Source organism: Acinetobacter sp. AYS6, from assembly GCF_025630795.1.
Classification (GTDB): Bacteria; Pseudomonadota; Gammaproteobacteria; order Pseudomonadales; family Moraxellaceae; genus Acinetobacter.
Genome location: NZ_JAOTNV010000006.1, coordinates 90,471 through 110,310 on the forward strand (window position 1 = coordinate 90,471; position 19,840 = coordinate 110,310).

Here is a 19,840-nt window from a genome sequence, read left to right on the forward strand (position 1 = left end):
GAGATGATCAATCTCGCTTTTTTGCTTTTAAACGATAATGAGTGAATGTGAATTACGGCTTCGTCGCGGCTTTAGCTGTGTTTGCAGTTTTCACTGCATCTTGTTTCATTTGATGAGTCATTTGCTGTGATTCATGTTGAGCATGCATAGATTTCATCATGGCATCATGCTTTTGTTCAGTCATATCTTTTTTAACATCTTGTTTTGCTTTTACTGCTTCTTTTTTAACAGTTGCTTTGCCGTGTGCAGCAACACATTTTCCGCCTTTATGATTTGGTCCTGTGCCGCCTTGTAATTGAGTTCCTTTTGGACATGCAAATGCCGAAACACTTAACATAGCCAATACGCCTGCTGTTAGAATTGTTGATAATTTTTTCATGTTAATCAGCGCCTTGTTGAGTATTATTGCTCAGCTTGAGTGTAAGGTGAAAATATCTGCTTTAAAACATTTATTTTGTGAAATAGAGTTTGAACAATGTGTTGTTTTGCAGCGTTATCTATTTTTTTAATTTAGTTTTAAGTTTTTATCATATAGCAGCTTTTATAAGAATTATGCTTGGGCTTGAGCAACCACTTTCAATTTCTCAATATCTAAAATCTCAATTTTTCTAAAAGCAATTTTGATGATTTTCTGTTTTTCGAGCAGGCTCAACTCATGATTGATTGTCTGTCTGGATGTGGTCAGCATATTTGCCAATTGTTCTTGAGAAATATGAATATGATGATCTTGAATGAGAATATGATTGCCGTAACCTCCTAAAATAAAAAGAAGACGTTGAGCAAGCCTTTGAGAAATACTACGTGTTTGTATAGCAATCTGCTCTAAGAAAACATATCGGAGTTTTTGACTTGTTAAACGTGCAAAATAGTACCAGTAATAAGGGTTTTCTTTGAGTAGCTCATTTAAGGGCTTCGCCGGAATATGCAAAACCGTACTTTTTTTCAAAGCAATCGCATCGTGTGAGCGCGGTTCGTGGTCAATCAGGGATATTTCACCAAACCACATAATTGGCTCAGCAATTGCAGAAAGCGCTTCATTACCATTTACGTCGACATAGCCCAAGCTAATTGAGCCTTCAAGCACGGTATAAATGCCATCAAACACATCTTGGGCACGAAAAATATAGCTATTTTTTTCAAAGGTTATTTGCTTACCGTGCTCTAGAATAAAGTTTTGGAATGTTTCTGGTAGCGCACTAAACCATGTGTTTTCTTTTAATCGATTAATATAAATAATGTCCAATATTGGGCCATCCATGAAAAAAATCATTACTTTGTCAAATAGCTGACAACTTTAAGTTTTCCTTATTTGTACAGTATGACTATATGTTGATGAATAGGGAACAACTCATGTCAAATCTGGAGCAACAGCTTAGCAAATATGCGGCTTATCACTTAAATCATAAAAATATTTTGACGCATTTTATTGGTATTCCACTCATCGTGTTTTCAATTTTATGTTTAACTGCGAGAGCTGGAGTCGATATTGGCGATTTTAAACTGTCATTAGCTATAGTGTTGATTGCAGCGAGTTCAATTTATTATTTCATTTTAGATAAAGTTTTTGGTTTACTCATGCTGATTCTTTTAGTTGCTGTGTATCCACTGGCGAGCCAAATTGCGCAGTTATCTTTGGGAGAATGGTTAACGGCAAGTATTGGTTTTTTTGTGGTGGGGTGGGTCTTTCAGTTTGTTGGGCATTATTTTGAAAAGAAAAAACCTGCCTTTGTTGATGATGTAATTGGACTTGCGATTGGGCCGTTATTTGTATTGGCAGAATTTATATTTATGCTAGGTTTTAGAAAACCTTTGCATGCGCGTATTTTACAAGAGGCGCGCAGTAAACGAGAGGCGATGGATTTAAGTCATTAAACATAAAAAAGCCCCAATATGATGGGGCTTTTTTTGAGCTTTAACTTATACGTTAAAACGGAAGTGCATTACATCGCCGTCTTGAACAACGTAAGTTTTACCTTCTAAACGCCATTTACCAGCTTCTTTAGCGCCGTTTTCACCGTTGTATTGTACGAAGTCATCATATGCAACAACTTCAGCACGGATAAAGCCTTTTTCGAAGTCAGTATGAATTACGCCAGCCGCTTGAGGAGCGGTTGCGCCAACTTTTACTGTCCAAGCACGTACTTCTTGTACACCGGCAGTGAAATAAGTTTGTAAACCTAAAAGCGCATAACCTGCACGAATAACCACATTTAAGCCAGGTTCTTCCATGCCCATTGCTTCTAAGAATTCAGCACGATCTTCATCTTCTAATAATGAAATTTCAGCTTCGATCTGGTTGCAAAGAGGAACAACAATTGCGTTTTCTTCAGCCGCAAGTTTTTTAACTGCTTCTAAATGTGGGTTGTTTTCAAAACCATCTTCTGCAACGTTTGCAATATACATGGTTGGTTTTAAAGTCATTAAACCAAAACCACGAACTAATTTACGTTCGTCATCAGACAAATCAGCCGCGCGAGCTGGTTTACCTTCGTCAAGTAAAGGTTGGATTTTTTCTAAAACTGCTTTCGTTGCTACAGCTTCTTTATCACCGCCTTTAGCAACTTTAGTTAAACGTAAAATTGCTTTAGCAACAGTTTCAAGGTCTGCAAGTGCAAGCTCTGTATTGATAGTTGCGATGTCGTCTAATGGATCAATTTTACCATTTACGTGAATCACGTTTTCATCTTCGAAACAACGTACAACATGAGCGATTGCATCAGTTTCACGGATGTTAGCAAGGAATTGGTTACCTAAGCCTTCACCTTTTGATGCACCAGCAACAAGACCTGCAATGTCCACAAATTCCATGGTGGTTGGCAAAATACGCTGAGGTTTAACAATCGCAGCAAGTTTGTCTAAACGTGGATCTGGTACAGGAACAATACCTGTGTTTGGTTCAATGGTACAAAAAGGGAAGTTTTCCGCTGCAATTGCTGCTTTCGTTAATGCATTGAAAAGGGTAGATTTCCCTACGTTTGGCAGACCAACAATACCGCAATTAAAACCCATGAAAACCACTCACAAATGTGTAAATTAAAAATTGTGGCTGATTTTACATGAAAGCCATGACAAAGTCATGGCTAGAGCAGGGTTCTGTTAAGTTTAAACTTTACGTTTATCAAGTTGCTGGACTAATGCATCGCCTGTGGCTTGTATTAACATCACCAAAACAATTAATACAAAAATCACAGCCAACATAATTTGCATATCAAAACGTTGATAGCCATAACGATAAGCAATGTCTCCTAGACCACCTGCACCAATAGCACCAGCAATCGCAGAGGAGTTAATCATGGTCACAATAGTTACGGTAAAGCCCGCTACAATACCCGGCAAAGCCTCTGGTAAAAGCACATGCCAAATAATTTGCTTGCGATTACAACCCATTGCTTGTGCTGCTTCAATTAAGCCTTGATCTACTTCACGTAAGCTGACTTCTGCAATACGGGCAAAGAAAGGAATTGCCGCAATGGTCAATGGAACAATAGCTGCCCATACACCGTAACTTGTGCCTACAATCCAGCGAGTAAGTGGAATGAGTGCAACCATTAAAATAAGAAAAGGTACTGAGCGAGTAATGTTAATGACCCAACCCAAAGCTTGATTAACCTTTTGTGACGGGTGAATGCCGTGCTCAGAAGTGCTAACTAAAACAACAGCAATAGGTAAGCCAATTAAGAAAGCAATGAAAGCAGATGCACCTACCATGAGTAAGGTATCTACAGTTCCAGTAATTAATAAATCAATGAGCTGGTCGTGCATAGCCAAGTACCTCAAATTGTGCAATTGCGGTTGATGCATCTTGTCGTATAGATGAAAGATCAATTTCTACGTTAGGAATACCGACTAAAAGTGAGCCAATAATGTGGCCTTGAATAGTATCGACCTGACTTTGATATAAATTGACGGGTGCTTTAAATCTAGCAAGTAGTTCTTGAATATCCGGAACCTGTTGGGCTTCAGCCTCATATTTCAGTTTTACAATAATATGAGTCGAATCTTCATCGGGTAGAGGACTGATTTTAAAAGGCAGCGTGATCTGCTCAAGGTTTAACAATTCTTGAGTAATTTGTTGCTCTGGTCGTGAAAATACAGACCAGACTTGCCCAGCCTCAACAATTTCACCTTGGTCAATTACCACGACTTGATCACAAATTTCTCGAATGACCTGCATTTCATGAGTAATGAGTACAATGGTTAGACCGAGTTCCTGATTAATCTTTTTAAGTAAAGCCAAAATAGTAGCGGTACTTTCTGGATCAAGTGCTGAGGTTGCCTCGTCACACAGTAAAATTTCTGGGTGGTGAACAAGTGCGCGTGCAATACCAACACGTTGCTTTTGTCCGCCAGAAAGTTGTGATGGATAATAGTTAGATTTATCTGCAAGACCTACGAGAGCTAGAACCTCATTTACACGTTGGTTGATATCTGCTTTGTTGTAATTGGAAACTTTTAAAGGCAATGCCACATTTTCCCAGACCGTTTTTGCAGACATTAAATTGAAATGTTGAAAAATCATTCCAATTCTTTGACGGGTTTGAATAAGCTCGGAATGGCTCAATTCAGCAATGTTTTGTTGATGAATATGAATGCTACCAGTATTTACTTGTTCTAAACCATTTAATGTACGAAGTAAGGAAGATTTTCCTGCACCACTTTTACCAATAATGCCTAAAATCTTACCTTGGGGAACATCAAGGTTAATTTCTTTTAAAGCATGCAGTTTTTGATCTTGCGATTGGTAAAACTTATTTAAACCACGAATTTTGATATGAGGTAGAGAAAAATCAACTTGTGATCCAAAACTCACCATTGTCATTCTCCTTATTTCCAGCCTTGAAACCACATACCTTGGCCAAAGTCTTTATCCAGAATATTCTGCGCTTGTTTTGAGTTCTGGAAAGCTTTAACGAAGGTTGCGAGTTTTTGGTTTTTGTCTTGATAATCGCGACGGGTCACAAACAAAATGGCATATTTTTTATCGATTGGATCTAAAAATAATGCACTATGTGGGTCGGTTACCTTTGCCATTTTTAAGTAGTGGGGGAAGCCGAAAATTAAATCGACATCGTTATATGCATGTGCGGTTTGAGGGCCTTCAACTTCAACAAAGCTCAGCTGTTTAGGATTAGCAGTAATGTCTTGAGTGGTTGAAAGTTCATTATTAATGTCTTTAAGCTGAATTAAACCTGCACGGTGCAATAAAATTAAAGCACGGGCTAAATTGACGGGATCGTTTGGAATAGCAACACGTGCTTGTGAAGGTAAGTCTTTAAGTGATTTATATTTTTTTGAATATAAACCCACATGACTTCCTGAGCCCACGGCAAATGCATGTAAGTCATAACCCGTTTCTTTTACAGCATTACGTAGAAATACGCTTTGCTGGAAGAAGTTTGCATCAATATCGCCGTTTTGTACGGCAACATTTGGTGCTCGCCAATCAGAAAATTCAACAAGCTTGACATGAACGCCTTGCTTTTCAACTTCATCGGCCACGCTTTGTAGCAGTTCAGCATAAGGTGGGCTAATGCCAATAGTTAAAACATCATCGGCTTGTTTATTTTTAATATAACAGTAACCGATGAGGCCCAGAACTACGATTAAAATCGTAGTTCCGAGTAACCAAGGCTTATGTTGTTTGAACTGAATAGCCATAATCTTTCCGTTATTACTTCCAGCCAGGGAACCAAAGTTTTGGCCCAATCTCAGCATCTAATACAGCTTTAACTTTTGGTGAGTTCTGATAAATATCAACAAATTTCTTTAATTTATCGCCCTTGTCCTGATAGTCATCACGCACTACAAACAAAATTGCATAACGTTTATTGGTATTGTCATCAAGTAAAAGCGCACTATTAGGGTCAGCTGTTTTTGCTAAACGTAAGTAATGTGGATAGCCAAAAGCCAAGTCAACATCATCAATTGCACGAGCAGTTTGTGGTCCTTCAACCTCGATGAATTGCAAGTTTTTAGGGTTTGAAACCACATCCTTAAGTGCAGATAAATGATTGTTTGAATCTTTAAGCGTAATTAATTTAGCTTGTTGTAAAAGTAGTAGGGCACGACCTTGGTTCACTGGGTCATTTGGAATGACTACACGTGCATTTTGTGGCAATTCATCTAAGCTTTTGTACTTCTTTGAATAAAGTCCCACATGTGATGCTGCACCTACTGCAAATGCCTTTAATTTAAAGCCAGTTTCTTTAATTGCATTGTCTAAGAAGGGTTGATGCTGGAAAAAGTTCGCATCAATATCCCCATGATTTAAAGTAATGTTTGGTGTATTCCAGTCAGAAAACTCAACCAGTTTTACATTTAAACCCTGTTGCTTTGCTTCATCGGCGGCAGCTTGTAAAGTTTTTGCAAATGGGGGGCTAATACCAATCACAAGTTCATTTGAGCCACTTTGACGGTGTTTATTCCAAAAGAATAAAGCAACAAAAAGGACTACAACGACTAAGCCTACGCCTAGCCATTTTTTAGAGGCTGTTTGAGCCATGTCTATCTCCAAATTTAGGCAGTTATTTCTTCAATTTTTGTTAAGTTTTTGCTGTTGTTATAGGGACTACATCGGAAGGCTTGAACAGGGTGTTGTTCTGGTAATTGGTCACCCCGATTAAAGATTTTGTTCCGCAGTGAACCCGTTTTATATGCAGTTTTATAGCGACCACGTTGTTGTAGCTCAGGAATGACCAAGCGAATAAAGTCGTGGTGAGACTCCGGCGCGACAGTACGTGTCAAATTAAAGCCGTCAATATCGGTTTCATCTAAAAGATGAATTAAGTATTCAGCAACTTCTTCGCCATTACCCACGATGAGGGGATAACGACCACCTAAAACATGCTGAGCTTTTAAGTCATTTTTCGTGATTTGTTGCTCTTTAAATTTTTCGGTAATCGAAACAATGCTGTTACTTTTTTGGTAAGGAATCGCTTCATCATCGGCAAACTTACTTAGGTCAATACCAGTTGAGCTCGCATAATGCGCTAAGCCAGCTTCAGGACTTGCATACTGACGATATTCATTAAGTTTCTGTACAGCGAGATCATGTGTTTCGGCAACAACAACGGTTATACCGACAAAGACTTTAATGTCATCCGCTGAACGGCCTTGTTGTTCTGCAAGAGCACGAATCTTTTTCACTTGTTCGCGTATTTTGTCGGGTTTGTCGCCGCCAATAAATACACACTCAGCATGGCGAGTAGCGAACTGCATTCCTTTGGGTGAAGCACCAGCTTGGAACAGTGTTGGGGTGCGTTGCACAGAAGGCGACACCTGAAACACACCTTCACTCTGATAATATTTGCCGTGGTGGTGAATGGTGTGAACTTTAGATGGGTCTGTAAAAACACGCTGTAATTTATCTTTTTTAACGGCGTCGTTTTCCCATGAACCTTCCCAATATTTATAGCAAAGTTCTAAAAATTCTTCGGCTTGTTCATAGCGAGCATCGTGGTCTTTTAAACCTTTTTGACCAATTAAGCGTTCAGCACTATCTAGATAACCCGTAACGATATTCCAGCCAATACGACCTTGAGTTAAATGGTCAAGACTCGCAAAACGGCGGGCAAATTGATACGGATGCTCATAGCTTAAGTTCACAGTGACTCCAAAACTTAAGTTTTGAGTGACTGCTGCCATTGCTGAAATGAGTGTAGACGGGTCATGGCTTGGAAGCTGAATGGACTCTTTTAAAGTCAGCTCAATACCATTTTGATAGACGTCATAGACACCTGTAATGTCCGCAATAAATAAACCATCAAATAAACCACTTTCTAGAGTTTTGGCTTGTTCTGTCCAATAGCTCAGTTCATTAAAGCGGTGTGATTCATCACGTGGATGTGTCCATAAGCCATGATTGATATGACCAACACAGTTCATATCAAAGGCATTGAGTAAAATTTCTTTTGCTTTGAAATTTGTCATTACAATGTCCCCCGACGAGGTGGTAGAACACCGTTAAGAACATAGTTACCAATAAAGTAATATTTCCATCGTGCGGCATCATGTAACGTATGTACACGGGCATTGCGCCAGAAACGGTCTAGACCATCTTGTGACTGACTACCACGGCTTCCTGCAAGTTCAATCAGCTTAGACGATGCTTTGAGTGCGATATCAGTACTATGAGCACGCACTTTGGCCACATCAATTGAAGCTTTTGCAATGCTTTCAGGTGTGGTTTCAATTTTTGCGGCATCAATTGATTGAGCCGCTTGTTTTAATAACACTTCACTTGCCCGTATATCTACGGCAATGCGTCCTAGCTCATAAATTGTCAAAGGATCTTGATTTGCAGTTTCTACATTTGAATCAATCCATGGGCGCGCTTGATGCACTCTTTGCAAGCTTTCTTCAAAGGCTGCGCGTGCAATGCCTACCTCAATCGATGCATGCATAATTTGCGCAAAAGGACCAACTAAGGTTGGTTGTAAAAATGCAGTATCAAAAGGAATAACATCATCTGCATCTACAAAAACCTGATCGAATTTAACCGTACCGCTACCTGTGGTTTTCTGCCCAAAGCCAGACCAGTCATCAACAAGTTTTAATCCTTGTGAACCACTTTTTACAAAGGCTAAATACTCTCGGCCTGCATCATCTAAAACTAAGGTTGGAATACGGTGAGCAAATAAACTTCCTGTGCAGTAAAACTTTTCACCCTGAATCAAATACCCATGTTTATGTGGACGGATATTAGTTTGTTTATGAGTTGAAGTTTTAGTTTTAAACTCAGCAAGTGCATTACCGAAGCGAGTGCCATTTAATACTTCGCCATATAAACGTTGTTTTTGAGCTTCTGTGCCTGTATTACGTAACACTTCTAAAGCATAGAAATGGTTTTGTGGAATTTGTCCGATTGAACCATCTGCACCGCTTAAAAGTGCAATCACTTTAGCAACAGTATGACTTGAAACTTCAGCACCGCCATATTGCTTTGGCACTGTAATTGCCCAAAGACCAGACTGGCTCAAAGCATCGATTTCGGTATACGGTAGAATTCGCTTAGAGTCTCGCTCAACTGCAGTTTTTTTAAATTGCTCAGCAAATTGTTTTGCAATTTCTAAAGCTTCCGCATCATTTTGAATAATATGTGCTTGGCCTGATGCCGATGTTTGTTTGGTTTGAACCGATTGATATGAAGTCATGACAATTTCTCCTTAAATCCAGGCATGGCGGGCAGGGAAATGACCATTAAGGTAATAATTGCCAATGGCATGTAATTTCCAGCGAACAGGGTCGTGTAAAGTATGTACACGGGCATTTCGCCAATGTTGATCTAAATTATGTTGGCTTAAACTTGAACGGCTACCGCCCAGTTCTAATAATTTTTCAGAGATTTGTAGAGCCGCATCATTGGCATAGACTTTCGCTTCGGCAACCAAGATCGAAGCTTTTGCTACCTGTTCGTCAGTCACATTTTCAAGTTGGTCAAGTTCATCTAAATATTCAGCAGCTTCATCAAGCAGTAAAATTGCAGCATCGAGCAAAATATTTAACTTACCTACTTCTTGCAGGGTGTAATGTTCAAAGCTGGCTTTTTCAACATTTGCATCAATAATTGGGCGTGCTTTATGAATAGTTGATAACGTGTCATCAAATGCAGCTTCTGCAATCCCGACATCAATAGCAACTTGTAATAACTGAGAATAAGCACCGCGATAGGTAGGGGTTTGTGTCAATAAGCGTTCATCAAAAATGAGTTCCGGATTAACTTCAACTTGATTTAATTTAACTGTACCACTCGCTGTCGTACGTTGCCCAAAACCATTCCAGTCATTAATGACTTCAATACCTTGAGCTTCTCGGTTAACAATGATTAAAACAATATGACCTTCGGGATGAACCGCTTTAATTGCGAGCCAATGCGCAAAACTTGTTCCAGTCGAATAAAATTTTTCACCGTTTAAAATGTATTTACCGTTTTCAATGGTAAGCGTGGTTTTTAGTGTTTTTGAGTCATGTGTATTACGCTCTGGGCCACCGTTAGCCAGACGTTTCCCAGCTAATATTTCTGAAAAGATAAATTGTTTTTGTTGTTCTGTACCCATGATTTCAATCAGGTTTAAAAGGCTAATCTGATTTTGTGGAATTTGACCCACATTCGCATCGCCTTTACTCAAAATACGGAAAACGTGTGCTAATGTTTTATTGGAAACGAAAGCTCCACCATATTTTTTTGCAATGCGAATACCACCTAAGCCTTTTTGGCTAAAGCTTTCGATTTGCTCATGAGGTAACAAGCGTTGTTGATCACGTGTATTACGACCCTCTAAAGCATAATCCGCCACTTGATAAGCAGCGTTAATGGCTTGTTGATCATTTTGAATGATTTGGACGTATGCCGTCGTTTTAGATAGAGAATTAGACATAATGACACCTTGTATTGCTGTCATTACCTTACAAAAGAAATATTTTTCCACTAAACGAGGACTTATGCACAGCTTATGAAATAAAGTGCAAAGCAATTTTTTTGATTTTTAATAGAGAAATAAAGATATTGAAAATTAATATAAATCAATAACTTAATTTTTCATGCGAAAAATTAATAATAAAATTAATTTTAATATGAAAAAGAGCAATAAGTACGGTAAAAAAAGATATAAAAAACTAGACCCGACTGTCAGCAAAAAATGAGCACAATATCCATTGTTTTAAATAAAAATAGCTTTTAAAGTATCTACTTACCATCGACCATTTTTGTACAAATAGTCAAATAAAAATAAACGTGGAGATTTTATGCGGGTTTTGTATCAGTTTCCTTTGTCCCATTATTGTGAAAAAGCTCGCTGGTTGTTAGACCATAAAGAACTTGATTATGTGGCTCATAACTTGATTCCAGGGTTTCATCGTGCTTTTGCACAACTCAAAACAGGGCAAAATTTACTGCCAATTTTGAAAGATGACCATCAATGGATCGCTGAATCAACCAAAATTGCACTTTATCTGGATGATACCTACCCAGAACACGCGCTTTTACGCCGCGATGAGCAACTTAGACAACAAACCCTTAAAATTGATAGTTTGGCTGATGAGCTAGGTATACATGTGCGCCGTTGGGCATTAGCACATAATTTAGCCCAAGGGGACCATGCTTTAGAAATTATGATGGGTGAGCAAGGCTATTTACGTCAGTTTGAAAAAATATCCAAACCTTTTCTCAAAACACTCGTAAAGAAAAACTATAAGCTTGAAGAGGAGTTGGTGGGGCAGTCCAAAGAAAAGATGGACGAACTCATCAATGAATTAAACCACTATTTAATAGAAAATCAAGCGCGCTACATGGTAGGAGATCGATTAAGTCTTGCTGATATTTCAGTCTGTTCGATGCTTGCCCCACTCTTAGAAGTGAAAGGCACGCCATGGGAGCGGGAAGAAGCTGAAGAAGTTTCTGAGGAATGGAACAACTATCAAAAATATTTGCTTGATTTACCTCTAGGCCAATATGTTTTAAGAATATATCAAACCGAAAGAAACGCGCGCGTAGATTGGCGAGGAATTTAAATTTTATAAAATGCCCTGATTTTCTCAGGGCATTTTTGTAATATTTCTCAGTTCACTCATTTAACTAAATATTACTATCAATTTTCTAAATGATTTTTATTAAACCATTTGTATATATTATTTTGATATTTAAGCTGCTTTTTACAATATGAATTTAATATTTAGCTAAATCTTTAATAATTTTAATTTTTATGATTTTTCACAAAATATAATTTTTCTAAAAACAGTTTTTAGCTGAAGTTAAGCCACTTTATTGTGCATGTGTTTACATTGTAATCAATAATTGCCACATTTAAGTGTAAATAGATGAGCTTAATAATAGACAGAAGATTAAAACATAGATTAAAGTAGAAACATGTGAGCAGTTTTAAAGGTATTAATTCTGCAAAACAGATTGAATAAAATAAGTGAAGCAAATGGATGTGTCCTACTTAGAAAAGTTGGCGCGATAATTGCAATTTAATAATAAATCACTCTATTGCTCTATATGAATGATTCTATAGATAAATAGAGAGAATGATCCTCAAGGAGTTCTTATGAAACGTTCTGCAACCTCTCTCATTATTTCAACAGTTATGCTTTGTACGGTTGGTGCTACTTCTCAAATTCAGGCAGCAGATACATTAGCTAAAATTAAAAGTACCGGAAAAATCGTCATTGGCCACCGAGAATCTTCTGACCCAATTTCATATGTTGTTGCAGGTAAACCAGTAGGTTATGCAGTCGATATCTGTAACCAGTTTGCAAATGACATTAAAAAAGAATTGAAAATGCCTGGGCTAAAAGTTGAGTACAAGGCAGTAACGTCATCAACGCGTATTCCTGAGCTGTTAGCAGGCAATATCGATATGGAATGTGGTACGACCACAAACTCTAAACAACGCCAAGAACAAGTTGGTTTCTCAACAAACTACTATGCGACAGAAGTACGTATGGCAGTTAAAGCAAACTCTGGTATTAAGAGTTTGGCAGATTTAAATGGTAAGGCAGTTGTTACCACTCAAGGCACCACATCTGATAAATACATTAAGATGAATGAGAAAGGTCAGGCAATTAATGTTCAGAATATTTATGGTAAAGATCATGCTGACTCTTTTGCCATGATGGCATCAGGTCGCGCTGCTGCTTTTGTTATGGATGATAATATTTTAGCTGGCTTGGTAGCTAAGTCTTCTACACCTAAAGCTTTTGCGATTGTTGGTCCGGTCCTTTCATCAGAGCCTTATGGCATTATGCTTGCTAAAGGTGATACGAAATTTAAAGCTATTGCTGACCGTACTGTAAATAATTTATGGAAAACTGGTCAAATGGACGCTTTATATAAGAAGTGGTTCTTATCGCCAATTCCACCAAAAAATACAAATTTGAACATGCCACAAAGTTCATCTTATAAAAAATTAAAAGCTCACCCAACAGATGTAGGGATCTAACAAGATCTTTTTGTCCTAAATTTACTTAAGCAAGTGAAAGCTCACTTGCTTAAGCGGTCTATTTTCCTAAAGATATTCATTTAAGGGGCAAACATGTCAGTCGGCTCGCTAAACTGGACTATATTCTGTGCGGAGTCTAATGAATATGGTGTCGATAAAGCCGCATGGGCAGAATCAGTCTGTAGAGTAATTGGTAGCTCAAGCTACAATGCTCATGCAGAAGCGCCCACATGGTTACAAATGTTAGGTTCAGGCGTCTTTACTATGGTTTGGACAGCTGTTATAGCCTTTCTTATCGCATTTTTATTAGGTTCTCTCCTAGGGGTAATTCGTACATTACCCAGCAAACCTCTCGCATTTATTGGCAATTGTTACGTTGAAATTTTCCGTAATATTCCACTTATTGTGCAGCTATTCTTCTGGGCATTTGTTTTTCCGGAATTTTTACCGGACAGCTTAAGTGCAGGTAGTGGGGATGTAGTTGCTGGTGGATGGTGGAAAAATATTTTAAATCAGCAACCTGCGGTTATTGGTGTTTTTGCATTAGGTCTCTACACGGCTGCGCGTGTATCTGAGCACATACGTGCCGGTATTAATACTGTTTCAACAGGACAAAAATTTGCTGCTTCCGCAGTAGGTTTTACCACTGCGCAAAGCTATCGTTATGTCATTTTACCTGTTGCATATCGCACTGTTTGGCCAACGATTACTTCTGAAGCAATGAACGTTTTCAAAAACTCAGCTGTTTTATATGCTTTGAGTGTTTTGAACTTCTTCGCTTATACAAAAACCATGCGCGAAGAAACTTCTCAGGACATCATTATTCTTATTCTCTCTACACCTGTTTATTTAATCATTACGTATAGCATTAAATTTATCATGGCATGGATTGAGAAACGAATGGCTGTACCTGGCTTAGGTTCGGGAGGGAAGTAATTATGGATTTTTCTTTATTACATAATCCTGACGTGATCGCGGCACTCAAAGAAGGTTTTGTTTTTACCCTTACTGTGACTGTATTGGCGATGCTGGGCGGTATCCTAATCGGGACCCCATTGGCAATGATGCGTTTATCAAGCAATGCCATCGCAAGTAATTTCGCAAAATTTTATGTCGATCTGTTTCGTGGTATTCCATTAATTCAGGTCATCTTTATTTTCTACTTTTTATTGCCAAAAATATTTGAGTTTCAATCGGATACATATTGGGGACCGTTGTTCTCGAGTGTTGTGACTTTTGCTATTTTTGAGGCTGCATTTTTCTCGGAAATTGTACGTTCAGGGATACAGTCTATTTCAAGAGGTCAGGTAAATGCAGGTTATGCGCTAGGTTTTACCTATGGTCAATCAATGCGCTATGTGGTTTTACCTCAAGCCTTTCGCAATATGCTCCCAGTATTGTTAACTCAAACAATTATTTTATTTCAGGACATCTCATTAGTTTATGTAATTAGTGCACCGGACTTTTTAGGTCGTGCAGATACATTAGCTAATACTTATGGTCCTGAAACGAAAGCAACATTCTATTTGATCGTCGCTGTAGTGTACTTCTGTAGTTCGTTTGTGCTGTCGCAATTAGTCAAACGCTTACAGAAAAAAATTGCCATCATTCGCTAATTGGAGATTTTAAATGCCAATGATAGACATCCAACATATCTCTAAATGGTATGGTGATTTTCAGGTTTTAACAGATTGCACGACGAGTATTGAAAAAGGTGATGTCGTTGTTGTTTGCGGACCGTCTGGTTCAGGAAAATCAACACTCATTAAAACAGTAAATGCGTTAGAACCATTTCAGCAAGGCGATATTATTGTTGATGGTGTTTCTCTGAAAGACCCAAAAACAGATCTTGCTAAATTCCGTTCACGAGTGGGAATGGTCTTTCAACACTTTGAACTTTTTCCGCACATGACTGTTTTGGAAAATCTAACAATTGCTCAAGTTAAAGTGTTAAAACGTTCAGTTGCCGATGCGCGTGCAAAAGGTCTGAAATATTTAGAGCGTGTAGGTTTGCTTGCGCATAAAGATAAGTTTCCGGGTCAATTGTCTGGTGGGCAGCAGCAGCGTGTAGCAATTGCGCGTGGTTTGTCCATGGACCCAATCTGTATGTTGTTTGATGAGCCAACTTCTGCACTTGATCCAGAAATGGTCGGTGAGGTACTTGAAGTGATGGTGCAACTTGCACATGAAGGCATGACCATGATGTGTGTTACACATGAAATGGGTTTTGCTAAAAGAGTATCTAACCGTTTAATTTTTATGGATGAAGGTAAGATTTTAGAAGACTGCCCAACCCATGAATTTTTTGAAAATTTAGATGCTCGTCACGAGCGCGCTAAACTTTTCTTAGAAAAAATTCAAGCTATGCACTAATACTGTTAATAAAAAAAGAGCCTTTTTAAAGGCTCTTTTTTTACATCTAATTTTTAGAAATTATATTTTGCCAATAAGTTGATCCGCGAGTAATCACCCTTATCACCCGCGAAAGTTTCTCGCTGGCCATATGTATATTCTGCACCTAAATCAATATTTTTAACTGGATTCCAGATTAAGTTAACTAAGGCATTATAAATTTCTTTGTTATAGCTGGTACTGGTTAAATTGCTGTTGGCATAGACGCTATCATCTTTATATTGAATACCGCCTATTGCAAAAGTAGAGCGGAGAATCGGACTCCATTTTCGTTGATAGCCAATAACAGCACTATCAAATTCACCTAAATTAATGTCCTGTGTTGTTGTGTCATAGGCATAAGCAGAATTGCTATAAGATAAATAGCGGCCATCTCCTTTAACATGATAGTAATTAGCCACCAAGCTATCTTGAGGAGTTAAATCATATTTACCACCAATGCCTAGACCCCAACCAAATTTTTCTTCAGAAGCGCTATCTTTGGGTGCTACACGGTTTTCATGGGCAAGACCATGTAATTGAAATAGTCCTTTATTGTCTGCAGTTTTGAAGTCATATCGTGTCGTTAATGCAGGAAAGCGGCTTCCACCAGCAGCATTACTCACTTTTTCAACATCACCACCTTCTAAAGCAACTAATATTTTCTGTTGGGCATTAATCGGTTGAGTGTAACGAACCTGTACCGTACGCGTAGTACCTGTTCCAACTGCACCAGTAAAATCCAGTGTTTCTGGCGATGTATCAGTATTTACAAAAGGTGAGGTCGTTTGACCGGCTAACCATTTGCCTAAAGACATATAGGCATGGCGAACACGGAATGTACCATTGCCATTGTCGCCATTTCCCCCCATAAAATCGGCTTCAATTTTACCGGTTAAATCTCCATATTGAGTAGGTCGAGTAATATCTAAACCAATTCGTGAAGTTGCAGCAGATACATTTAATGAATCTTGTCTTGGATCATCTTTGTTTAAAGGGTAGTTCGCTGCATTTGATATGCTTCCATTTGAACCTTTAAAGTCATAGGTCGCATCTACCCGGACATTACCATAAAGCTTAACTTGGGTTTGCCCATCAGCCATAGCCATCCAACCTGGTTTTGATGCAGGAGTGGTAGAAGGAGCTGGTATTACAGGCGGCGCAGCTGGAGCACTGACTGATAAAGCTGTTTTTTGTTGATCAGATAGTTTTTGGACGAGTTGTTTTAAATCATTTACTTCATTACGTAATGCATTAACTTCAGCATCTGTGGCTGCGTGTACAGACATTGTCACGCTAGTTACGCCTAAAGTACTCATAGCTAGTACTAATGTTTTGATCTTATTCACAGGAGCTCCCCGACATGGATAAAAAATTTCCTGCAAATACATAACAATAATAATGCCAACTTTAAGAATTTAGAAAAATAGTCAAATATCTATGATTATCATTGGCTTATCTTCAAATAGTAGTGTGAGTAAGAGCCAATATTGAAAAAAATAAATGAGAGTGTGAAATTGACTCTCTAAAATGCGCCATATGCTCCACTATTTGCACGGTTAAAATGCATGACTGCAATAAAATGTGTAAAAGAAATAAACGTTTTAGCTATTTTTAAACCTTTGTATTTTAAATGCAGTGGAGTTGTATAGGGTATACTGTCCTCACTGTAAAATTCTGGCTGGAGATAACAATGGAGTTGGACCGTTTTGATAAACAAATTCTAGAAATTTTGTCTCATGAAGACTTAAATTTGAATGAACTTTCAGAACGGATCAATCTGTCAGTCAGTTCCGTGCATCGCCGGATTAAGCATCTAATTGAAGCCAACGTTATGGGGCAGCTCAAAAGGGAAATTAATTTTAGTAAACTCGGATTTACCTTGCATATTTTATTGCAAGTTTCATTGAGTAAACATGACACTGAAACATTTGATAAATTTCTTTCAGAAATAGAAGCAATTCCAGAAGTGACCAATGCATTTCTAGTGACAGGGCAAAGTGCCGATTTTATTTTGGAACTTGTAGCGCGCAACATGGATGACTACAGTGAAATTTTATTAAGACGTATTGGAAAAATTGACAACGTAGTTGCTTTGCATTCCAGCTTTGTGATTAAAGAATATAAAGTTTTTAACTGTTATAACTTACTCAATAAACTATAAAAAAACGCACCATTGGGTGCGTTTTTTTAATTCAAATGTTTGATTTAGGCATCAAGTTGAGCCAAAACTTCATCTGTGAACTCAACGTTAGTATAAACGTTTTGCACATCATCAAGGTCTTCAAACATATCAATCATTTTAAGAATTTGTTTTGCTTGATCAACATCATTAATTTCAGCTTTGGTTGATGGACTCATAACCACTTCTGCGTTGTCAGATTTTAAACCAGCAGCAGTAAGAGCATCTTGAACTTCACCAAAAGTTTCTGGTGAAGTGATGACCAAAATTTGATCTTCAGAAATTTCAATATCTTCAGCGCCAGCTTCTAAAGCAACTTCCATGATCTTGTCTTCTAAAGACACATCTTCAAAAGTGATTTCACCACGTTTAGTAAATAGGTAAGCGACAGAACCGGCTGTACCTAAGTTACCATTTGTTTTACTAAAACAGTGACGTACATCTGGTACTGTACGGTTTAAGTTGTCTGTCATTGTTTCAACAAGAACAGCAACACCGCCAACACCATAACCTTCGTAAGTTACTTCTTTTAAATCATCATTATCTTCACCGCCGGCACCACGTTGGATGGCACGGTTGATGGTGTCACGTGTCATGTTAACTGAAAGAGCTTTTTCAACTACTGCACGCAGACGAGGGTTACTAGCAGCATCTCCACCGCCAAGTTTGGCAGCAGTCACAATTTCACGAATATATTTAGTAAAAACTTTACCGCGACTTGCATCTTGTTTCGCTTTACGATGCTTAATATTGGCCCATTTAGAATGACCCGCCATGGACGTGAACTCCAAAAAAAGAAAATGCAAAAGTGCTGGAATATTAGCATAGGCTTGGTTTTGTTGAAAACTGTTGCCCTGCGTTTTGTTAGCCAATTGAATCAGAATAATAAGCTTCTGGCCTAATGAGTGAGATTAGGCCGAATCAAGTCCAATTTGATTTAGTTAATTTTGACGTCTATGTCAAATTGCGCATATAGCTCTTTAATGGTTTCCAAATCTTTTTGTAAGTCTGTTGGGTAAATTTTGCCTAGAATCCCGCCTTGTTTGCTTCGCGCATTGGCATACATGAGTACAATCGGAACATTAGCTGCTTTCGCAATATGCCAAAAACCTGTACGGATAGGTTTGCGTTCAGAGCCATCTTTTGCACGAGTAGCTTCCGGAGCAATAACCAAGTTAAAAGTTTCATGGTTCTGAAATTGCTCAACCATTTGAGAAACAATATCTTTCCTCGCTTTACGGTCAACGGGAATGCCACCAAGTTTTTCTAAAATTGGTTTAAGAGGACCCTTAAAAAGTTCCTTCTTTATTAAAGTATGAATCTTGATGTCTAAAATTTGGAAGAGAGCAATAGATAGCACTGCATCTAGGTTTGAGGTATGTTCAAAGCCAATAATAACTTGTTTTTTCTCAAGAATTTCTGGATCTACATTATAGGTCCAACCAGCGGCTTTAAAGATAGAGTTACCTAGAAATTTTTTCATAGATCAGTGCAAGGTGATAAATTTTCAGGATTCTAATATGAGTTTGTAAAAAAGCCTAGAGAAATTATGAAAGCTAAAGTAGAGCATTAAAAATTAAGCTTATCTAAGCTATAGAAGGTTTAAAAAGTTCTTTTTATTTTTCTTTCAAACCTAATATTAAAATAATAGACTTAGATAATTTTAATATTTAAGATACCGGCTGAGGTATCTCTTCATTAATTAAATATTTAATATATTGCCAAATTTTTTCAGCATTAATCAGTGTCTTATCTGTTGTTCCATCAATAATCATCCCATCAATAATAGAAATAATGATGTGAGTAAGTGGGGTAGGGTTTTCTATACCTAATAGAGTGAGCTGTTCTTTTAATAAATTCGTCAGCCACTTCGTATATTCGTAAAATGGTTCACGAATTGAAGTATATTGTTTAGATACTTCAATAAATGCTTTTTTAAATAAACACCCATTAAATGTTTCACTATTGATCCATTCAATATACCAATTAAAAATAATATGAATTTTCTCAAGTGGGTTAGCATCTTGACGTAAACTTAATTGTTCATTAATTGAGTTTTGAATATTTACATTTCGATGTTGCAAACACTCCATAATTAAATTTTCCTTTGAAGGAAAATATTTATAAAATGTCATCTTTGCAACATTAGATTCAGCAATAATACGGTCCACACCAGTAGCATTGTAGCCAATCTGATTAAATAAATTTAAAGCAGTATTTATAATATCTTCTTTTTTTGACATTACTATTCCATATAGTTCGAACTAATTATAACTTAATCTAAAAAATTAAAATTTTAATAGCAATTATCATAATAAAAAAAGGGATT

The 19,840-nt window shown here is 37.7% G+C and carries 21 protein-coding genes; 7 read left to right on the plus strand and 14 right to left on the minus strand.

Annotated features, from left to right (window positions below; translation table 11 throughout):
- Window positions 1–52 precede the first annotated feature (52 nt).
- Both OD757_RS08710 and OD757_RS08715 read right to left on the minus strand, forming a co-directional pair.
- Window positions 53–379, minus strand: coding sequence for a hypothetical protein (locus OD757_RS08710; RefSeq protein ID WP_263031595.1), 327 nt, complete (start codon window positions 377–379; stop codon window positions 53–55).
- 171 nt (window positions 380–550) lie between these two features.
- On the minus strand, window positions 551–1,258 hold the full coding sequence (locus OD757_RS08715; RefSeq protein ID WP_263031596.1) for a Crp/Fnr family transcriptional regulator: 708 nt from the start codon (window positions 1,256–1,258) through the stop codon (window positions 551–553).
- A gap of 92 nt (window positions 1,259–1,350) precedes the next feature.
- Between OD757_RS08715 and OD757_RS08720 the strand changes: the two genes are divergently transcribed.
- Window positions 1,351–1,872 carry a DUF962 domain-containing protein gene (locus OD757_RS08720; protein ID WP_263031597.1) on the plus strand — a complete coding sequence of 174 codons (522 nt, stop codon included), beginning with the start codon at window positions 1,351–1,353 and terminating at the stop codon, window positions 1,870–1,872.
- A 45-nt stretch (window positions 1,873–1,917) separates the two neighbouring features.
- On the opposite strand, the gene ychF is transcribed toward OD757_RS08720, so the two are convergent.
- The 8 genes from ychF to OD757_RS08760 all read right to left on the minus strand — a co-directional run bounded on the left by ychF (window position 1,918) and on the right by OD757_RS08760 (window position 10,400).
- A complete protein-coding gene (gene ychF / locus OD757_RS08725) occupies window positions 1,918–3,009 on the minus strand; it encodes a redox-regulated ATPase YchF (RefSeq protein ID WP_002050104.1) in 1,092 nt (363 codons plus the stop codon).
- A 93-nt stretch (window positions 3,010–3,102) separates the two neighbouring features.
- Complete coding sequence (locus tag OD757_RS08730) at window positions 3,103–3,762, minus strand: methionine ABC transporter permease (RefSeq protein WP_263031598.1); 660 nt, start codon at window positions 3,760–3,762, stop codon at window positions 3,103–3,105.
- The gene (locus OD757_RS08735; protein WP_263031599.1) at window positions 3,743–4,819 is read right to left on the minus strand and encodes a methionine ABC transporter ATP-binding protein; all 1,077 of its coding nucleotides are present in this window, start codon (window positions 4,817–4,819) and stop codon (window positions 3,743–3,745) included. The genes OD757_RS08730 and OD757_RS08735 overlap by 20 nt, the downstream gene beginning before the upstream one ends.
- A 5-nt stretch (window positions 4,820–4,824) precedes the next feature.
- Window positions 4,825–5,658 carry a MetQ/NlpA family ABC transporter substrate-binding protein gene (locus OD757_RS08740; protein ID WP_263031600.1) on the minus strand — a complete coding sequence of 278 codons (834 nt, stop codon included), beginning with the start codon at window positions 5,656–5,658 and terminating at the stop codon, window positions 4,825–4,827.
- A gap of 13 nt (window positions 5,659–5,671) precedes the next feature.
- A complete protein-coding gene (locus OD757_RS08745; protein ID WP_263031601.1) occupies window positions 5,672–6,502 on the minus strand; it encodes a MetQ/NlpA family ABC transporter substrate-binding protein in 831 nt (276 codons plus the stop codon).
- Between the two features lie 14 nt (window positions 6,503–6,516).
- Window positions 6,517–7,929: an LLM class flavin-dependent oxidoreductase gene (locus OD757_RS08750; protein ID WP_263031602.1), complete on the minus strand. Its 1,413-nt coding sequence runs from the start codon at window positions 7,927–7,929 to the stop codon at window positions 6,517–6,519.
- Window positions 7,929–9,152 carry an SfnB family sulfur acquisition oxidoreductase gene (locus OD757_RS08755; protein ID WP_263031603.1) on the minus strand — a complete coding sequence of 408 codons (1,224 nt, stop codon included), beginning with the start codon at window positions 9,150–9,152 and terminating at the stop codon, window positions 7,929–7,931. The genes OD757_RS08750 and OD757_RS08755 overlap by 1 nt, the downstream gene beginning before the upstream one ends.
- Before the next feature lie 12 nt (window positions 9,153–9,164).
- On the minus strand, window positions 9,165–10,400 hold the full coding sequence (locus OD757_RS08760; protein ID WP_263031604.1) for an SfnB family sulfur acquisition oxidoreductase: 1,236 nt from the start codon (window positions 10,398–10,400) through the stop codon (window positions 9,165–9,167).
- Window positions 10,401–10,743: 343 nt separating this feature from the next.
- Between OD757_RS08760 and OD757_RS08765 the strand changes: the two genes are divergently transcribed.
- From OD757_RS08765 to OD757_RS08785, 5 genes are all read left to right on the plus strand, one after another.
- A complete protein-coding gene (locus OD757_RS08765) occupies window positions 10,744–11,508 on the plus strand; it encodes a glutathione S-transferase family protein (RefSeq protein WP_263031605.1) in 765 nt (254 codons plus the stop codon).
- Window positions 11,509–12,044: 536 nt separating this feature from the next.
- On the plus strand, window positions 12,045–12,938 hold the full coding sequence (locus OD757_RS08770) for an amino acid ABC transporter substrate-binding protein (protein WP_263031606.1): 894 nt from the start codon (window positions 12,045–12,047) through the stop codon (window positions 12,936–12,938).
- Between the two features lie 93 nt (window positions 12,939–13,031).
- Window positions 13,032–13,874, plus strand: coding sequence for an amino acid ABC transporter permease (locus OD757_RS08775; protein WP_263031607.1), 843 nt, complete (start codon window positions 13,032–13,034; stop codon window positions 13,872–13,874).
- A 2-nt stretch (window positions 13,875–13,876) separates the two neighbouring features.
- Window positions 13,877–14,554: an amino acid ABC transporter permease gene (locus OD757_RS08780; protein ID WP_263031608.1), complete on the plus strand. Its 678-nt coding sequence runs from the start codon at window positions 13,877–13,879 to the stop codon at window positions 14,552–14,554.
- A 13-nt stretch (window positions 14,555–14,567) separates the two neighbouring features.
- Entirely contained in the window at window positions 14,568–15,311 is a 744-nt protein-coding gene (locus OD757_RS08785; RefSeq protein WP_009388231.1) for an amino acid ABC transporter ATP-binding protein, read from the plus strand.
- Window positions 15,312–15,364: 53 nt separating this feature from the next.
- Here OD757_RS08785 and OD757_RS08790 read toward each other — a convergent pair whose 3' ends face one another.
- Entirely contained in the window at window positions 15,365–16,678 is a 1,314-nt protein-coding gene (locus tag OD757_RS08790; protein ID WP_263031609.1) for a DcaP family trimeric outer membrane transporter, read from the minus strand.
- Between the two features lie 344 nt (window positions 16,679–17,022).
- Here OD757_RS08790 and OD757_RS08795 point away from each other — a divergent pair, with 344 nt between their 5' ends.
- Window positions 17,023–17,493 (plus strand): Lrp/AsnC family transcriptional regulator, encoded by a 471-nt coding sequence (locus OD757_RS08795; protein WP_009388204.1) that lies wholly within the window; start codon window positions 17,023–17,025, stop codon window positions 17,491–17,493.
- Between the two features lie 44 nt (window positions 17,494–17,537).
- Here the strand turns inward: OD757_RS08795 and OD757_RS08800 are convergent, their stop codons facing one another.
- The 3 genes from OD757_RS08800 to OD757_RS08810 all read right to left on the minus strand — a co-directional run bounded on the left by OD757_RS08800 (window position 17,538) and on the right by OD757_RS08810 (window position 19,754).
- Complete coding sequence (locus tag OD757_RS08800; RefSeq protein ID WP_009388252.1) at window positions 17,538–18,287, minus strand: YebC/PmpR family DNA-binding transcriptional regulator; 750 nt, start codon at window positions 18,285–18,287, stop codon at window positions 17,538–17,540.
- 161 nt (window positions 18,288–18,448) lie between these two features.
- Window positions 18,449–18,994 (minus strand): 1-acyl-sn-glycerol-3-phosphate acyltransferase, encoded by a 546-nt coding sequence (locus OD757_RS08805; protein ID WP_263031610.1) that lies wholly within the window; start codon window positions 18,992–18,994, stop codon window positions 18,449–18,451.
- Window positions 18,995–19,181: 187 nt separating this feature from the next.
- Window positions 19,182–19,754 carry a TetR/AcrR family transcriptional regulator gene (locus tag OD757_RS08810; protein ID WP_009388282.1) on the minus strand — a complete coding sequence of 191 codons (573 nt, stop codon included), beginning with the start codon at window positions 19,752–19,754 and terminating at the stop codon, window positions 19,182–19,184.
- Between the last annotated feature and the right edge of the window lie 86 nt (window positions 19,755–19,840).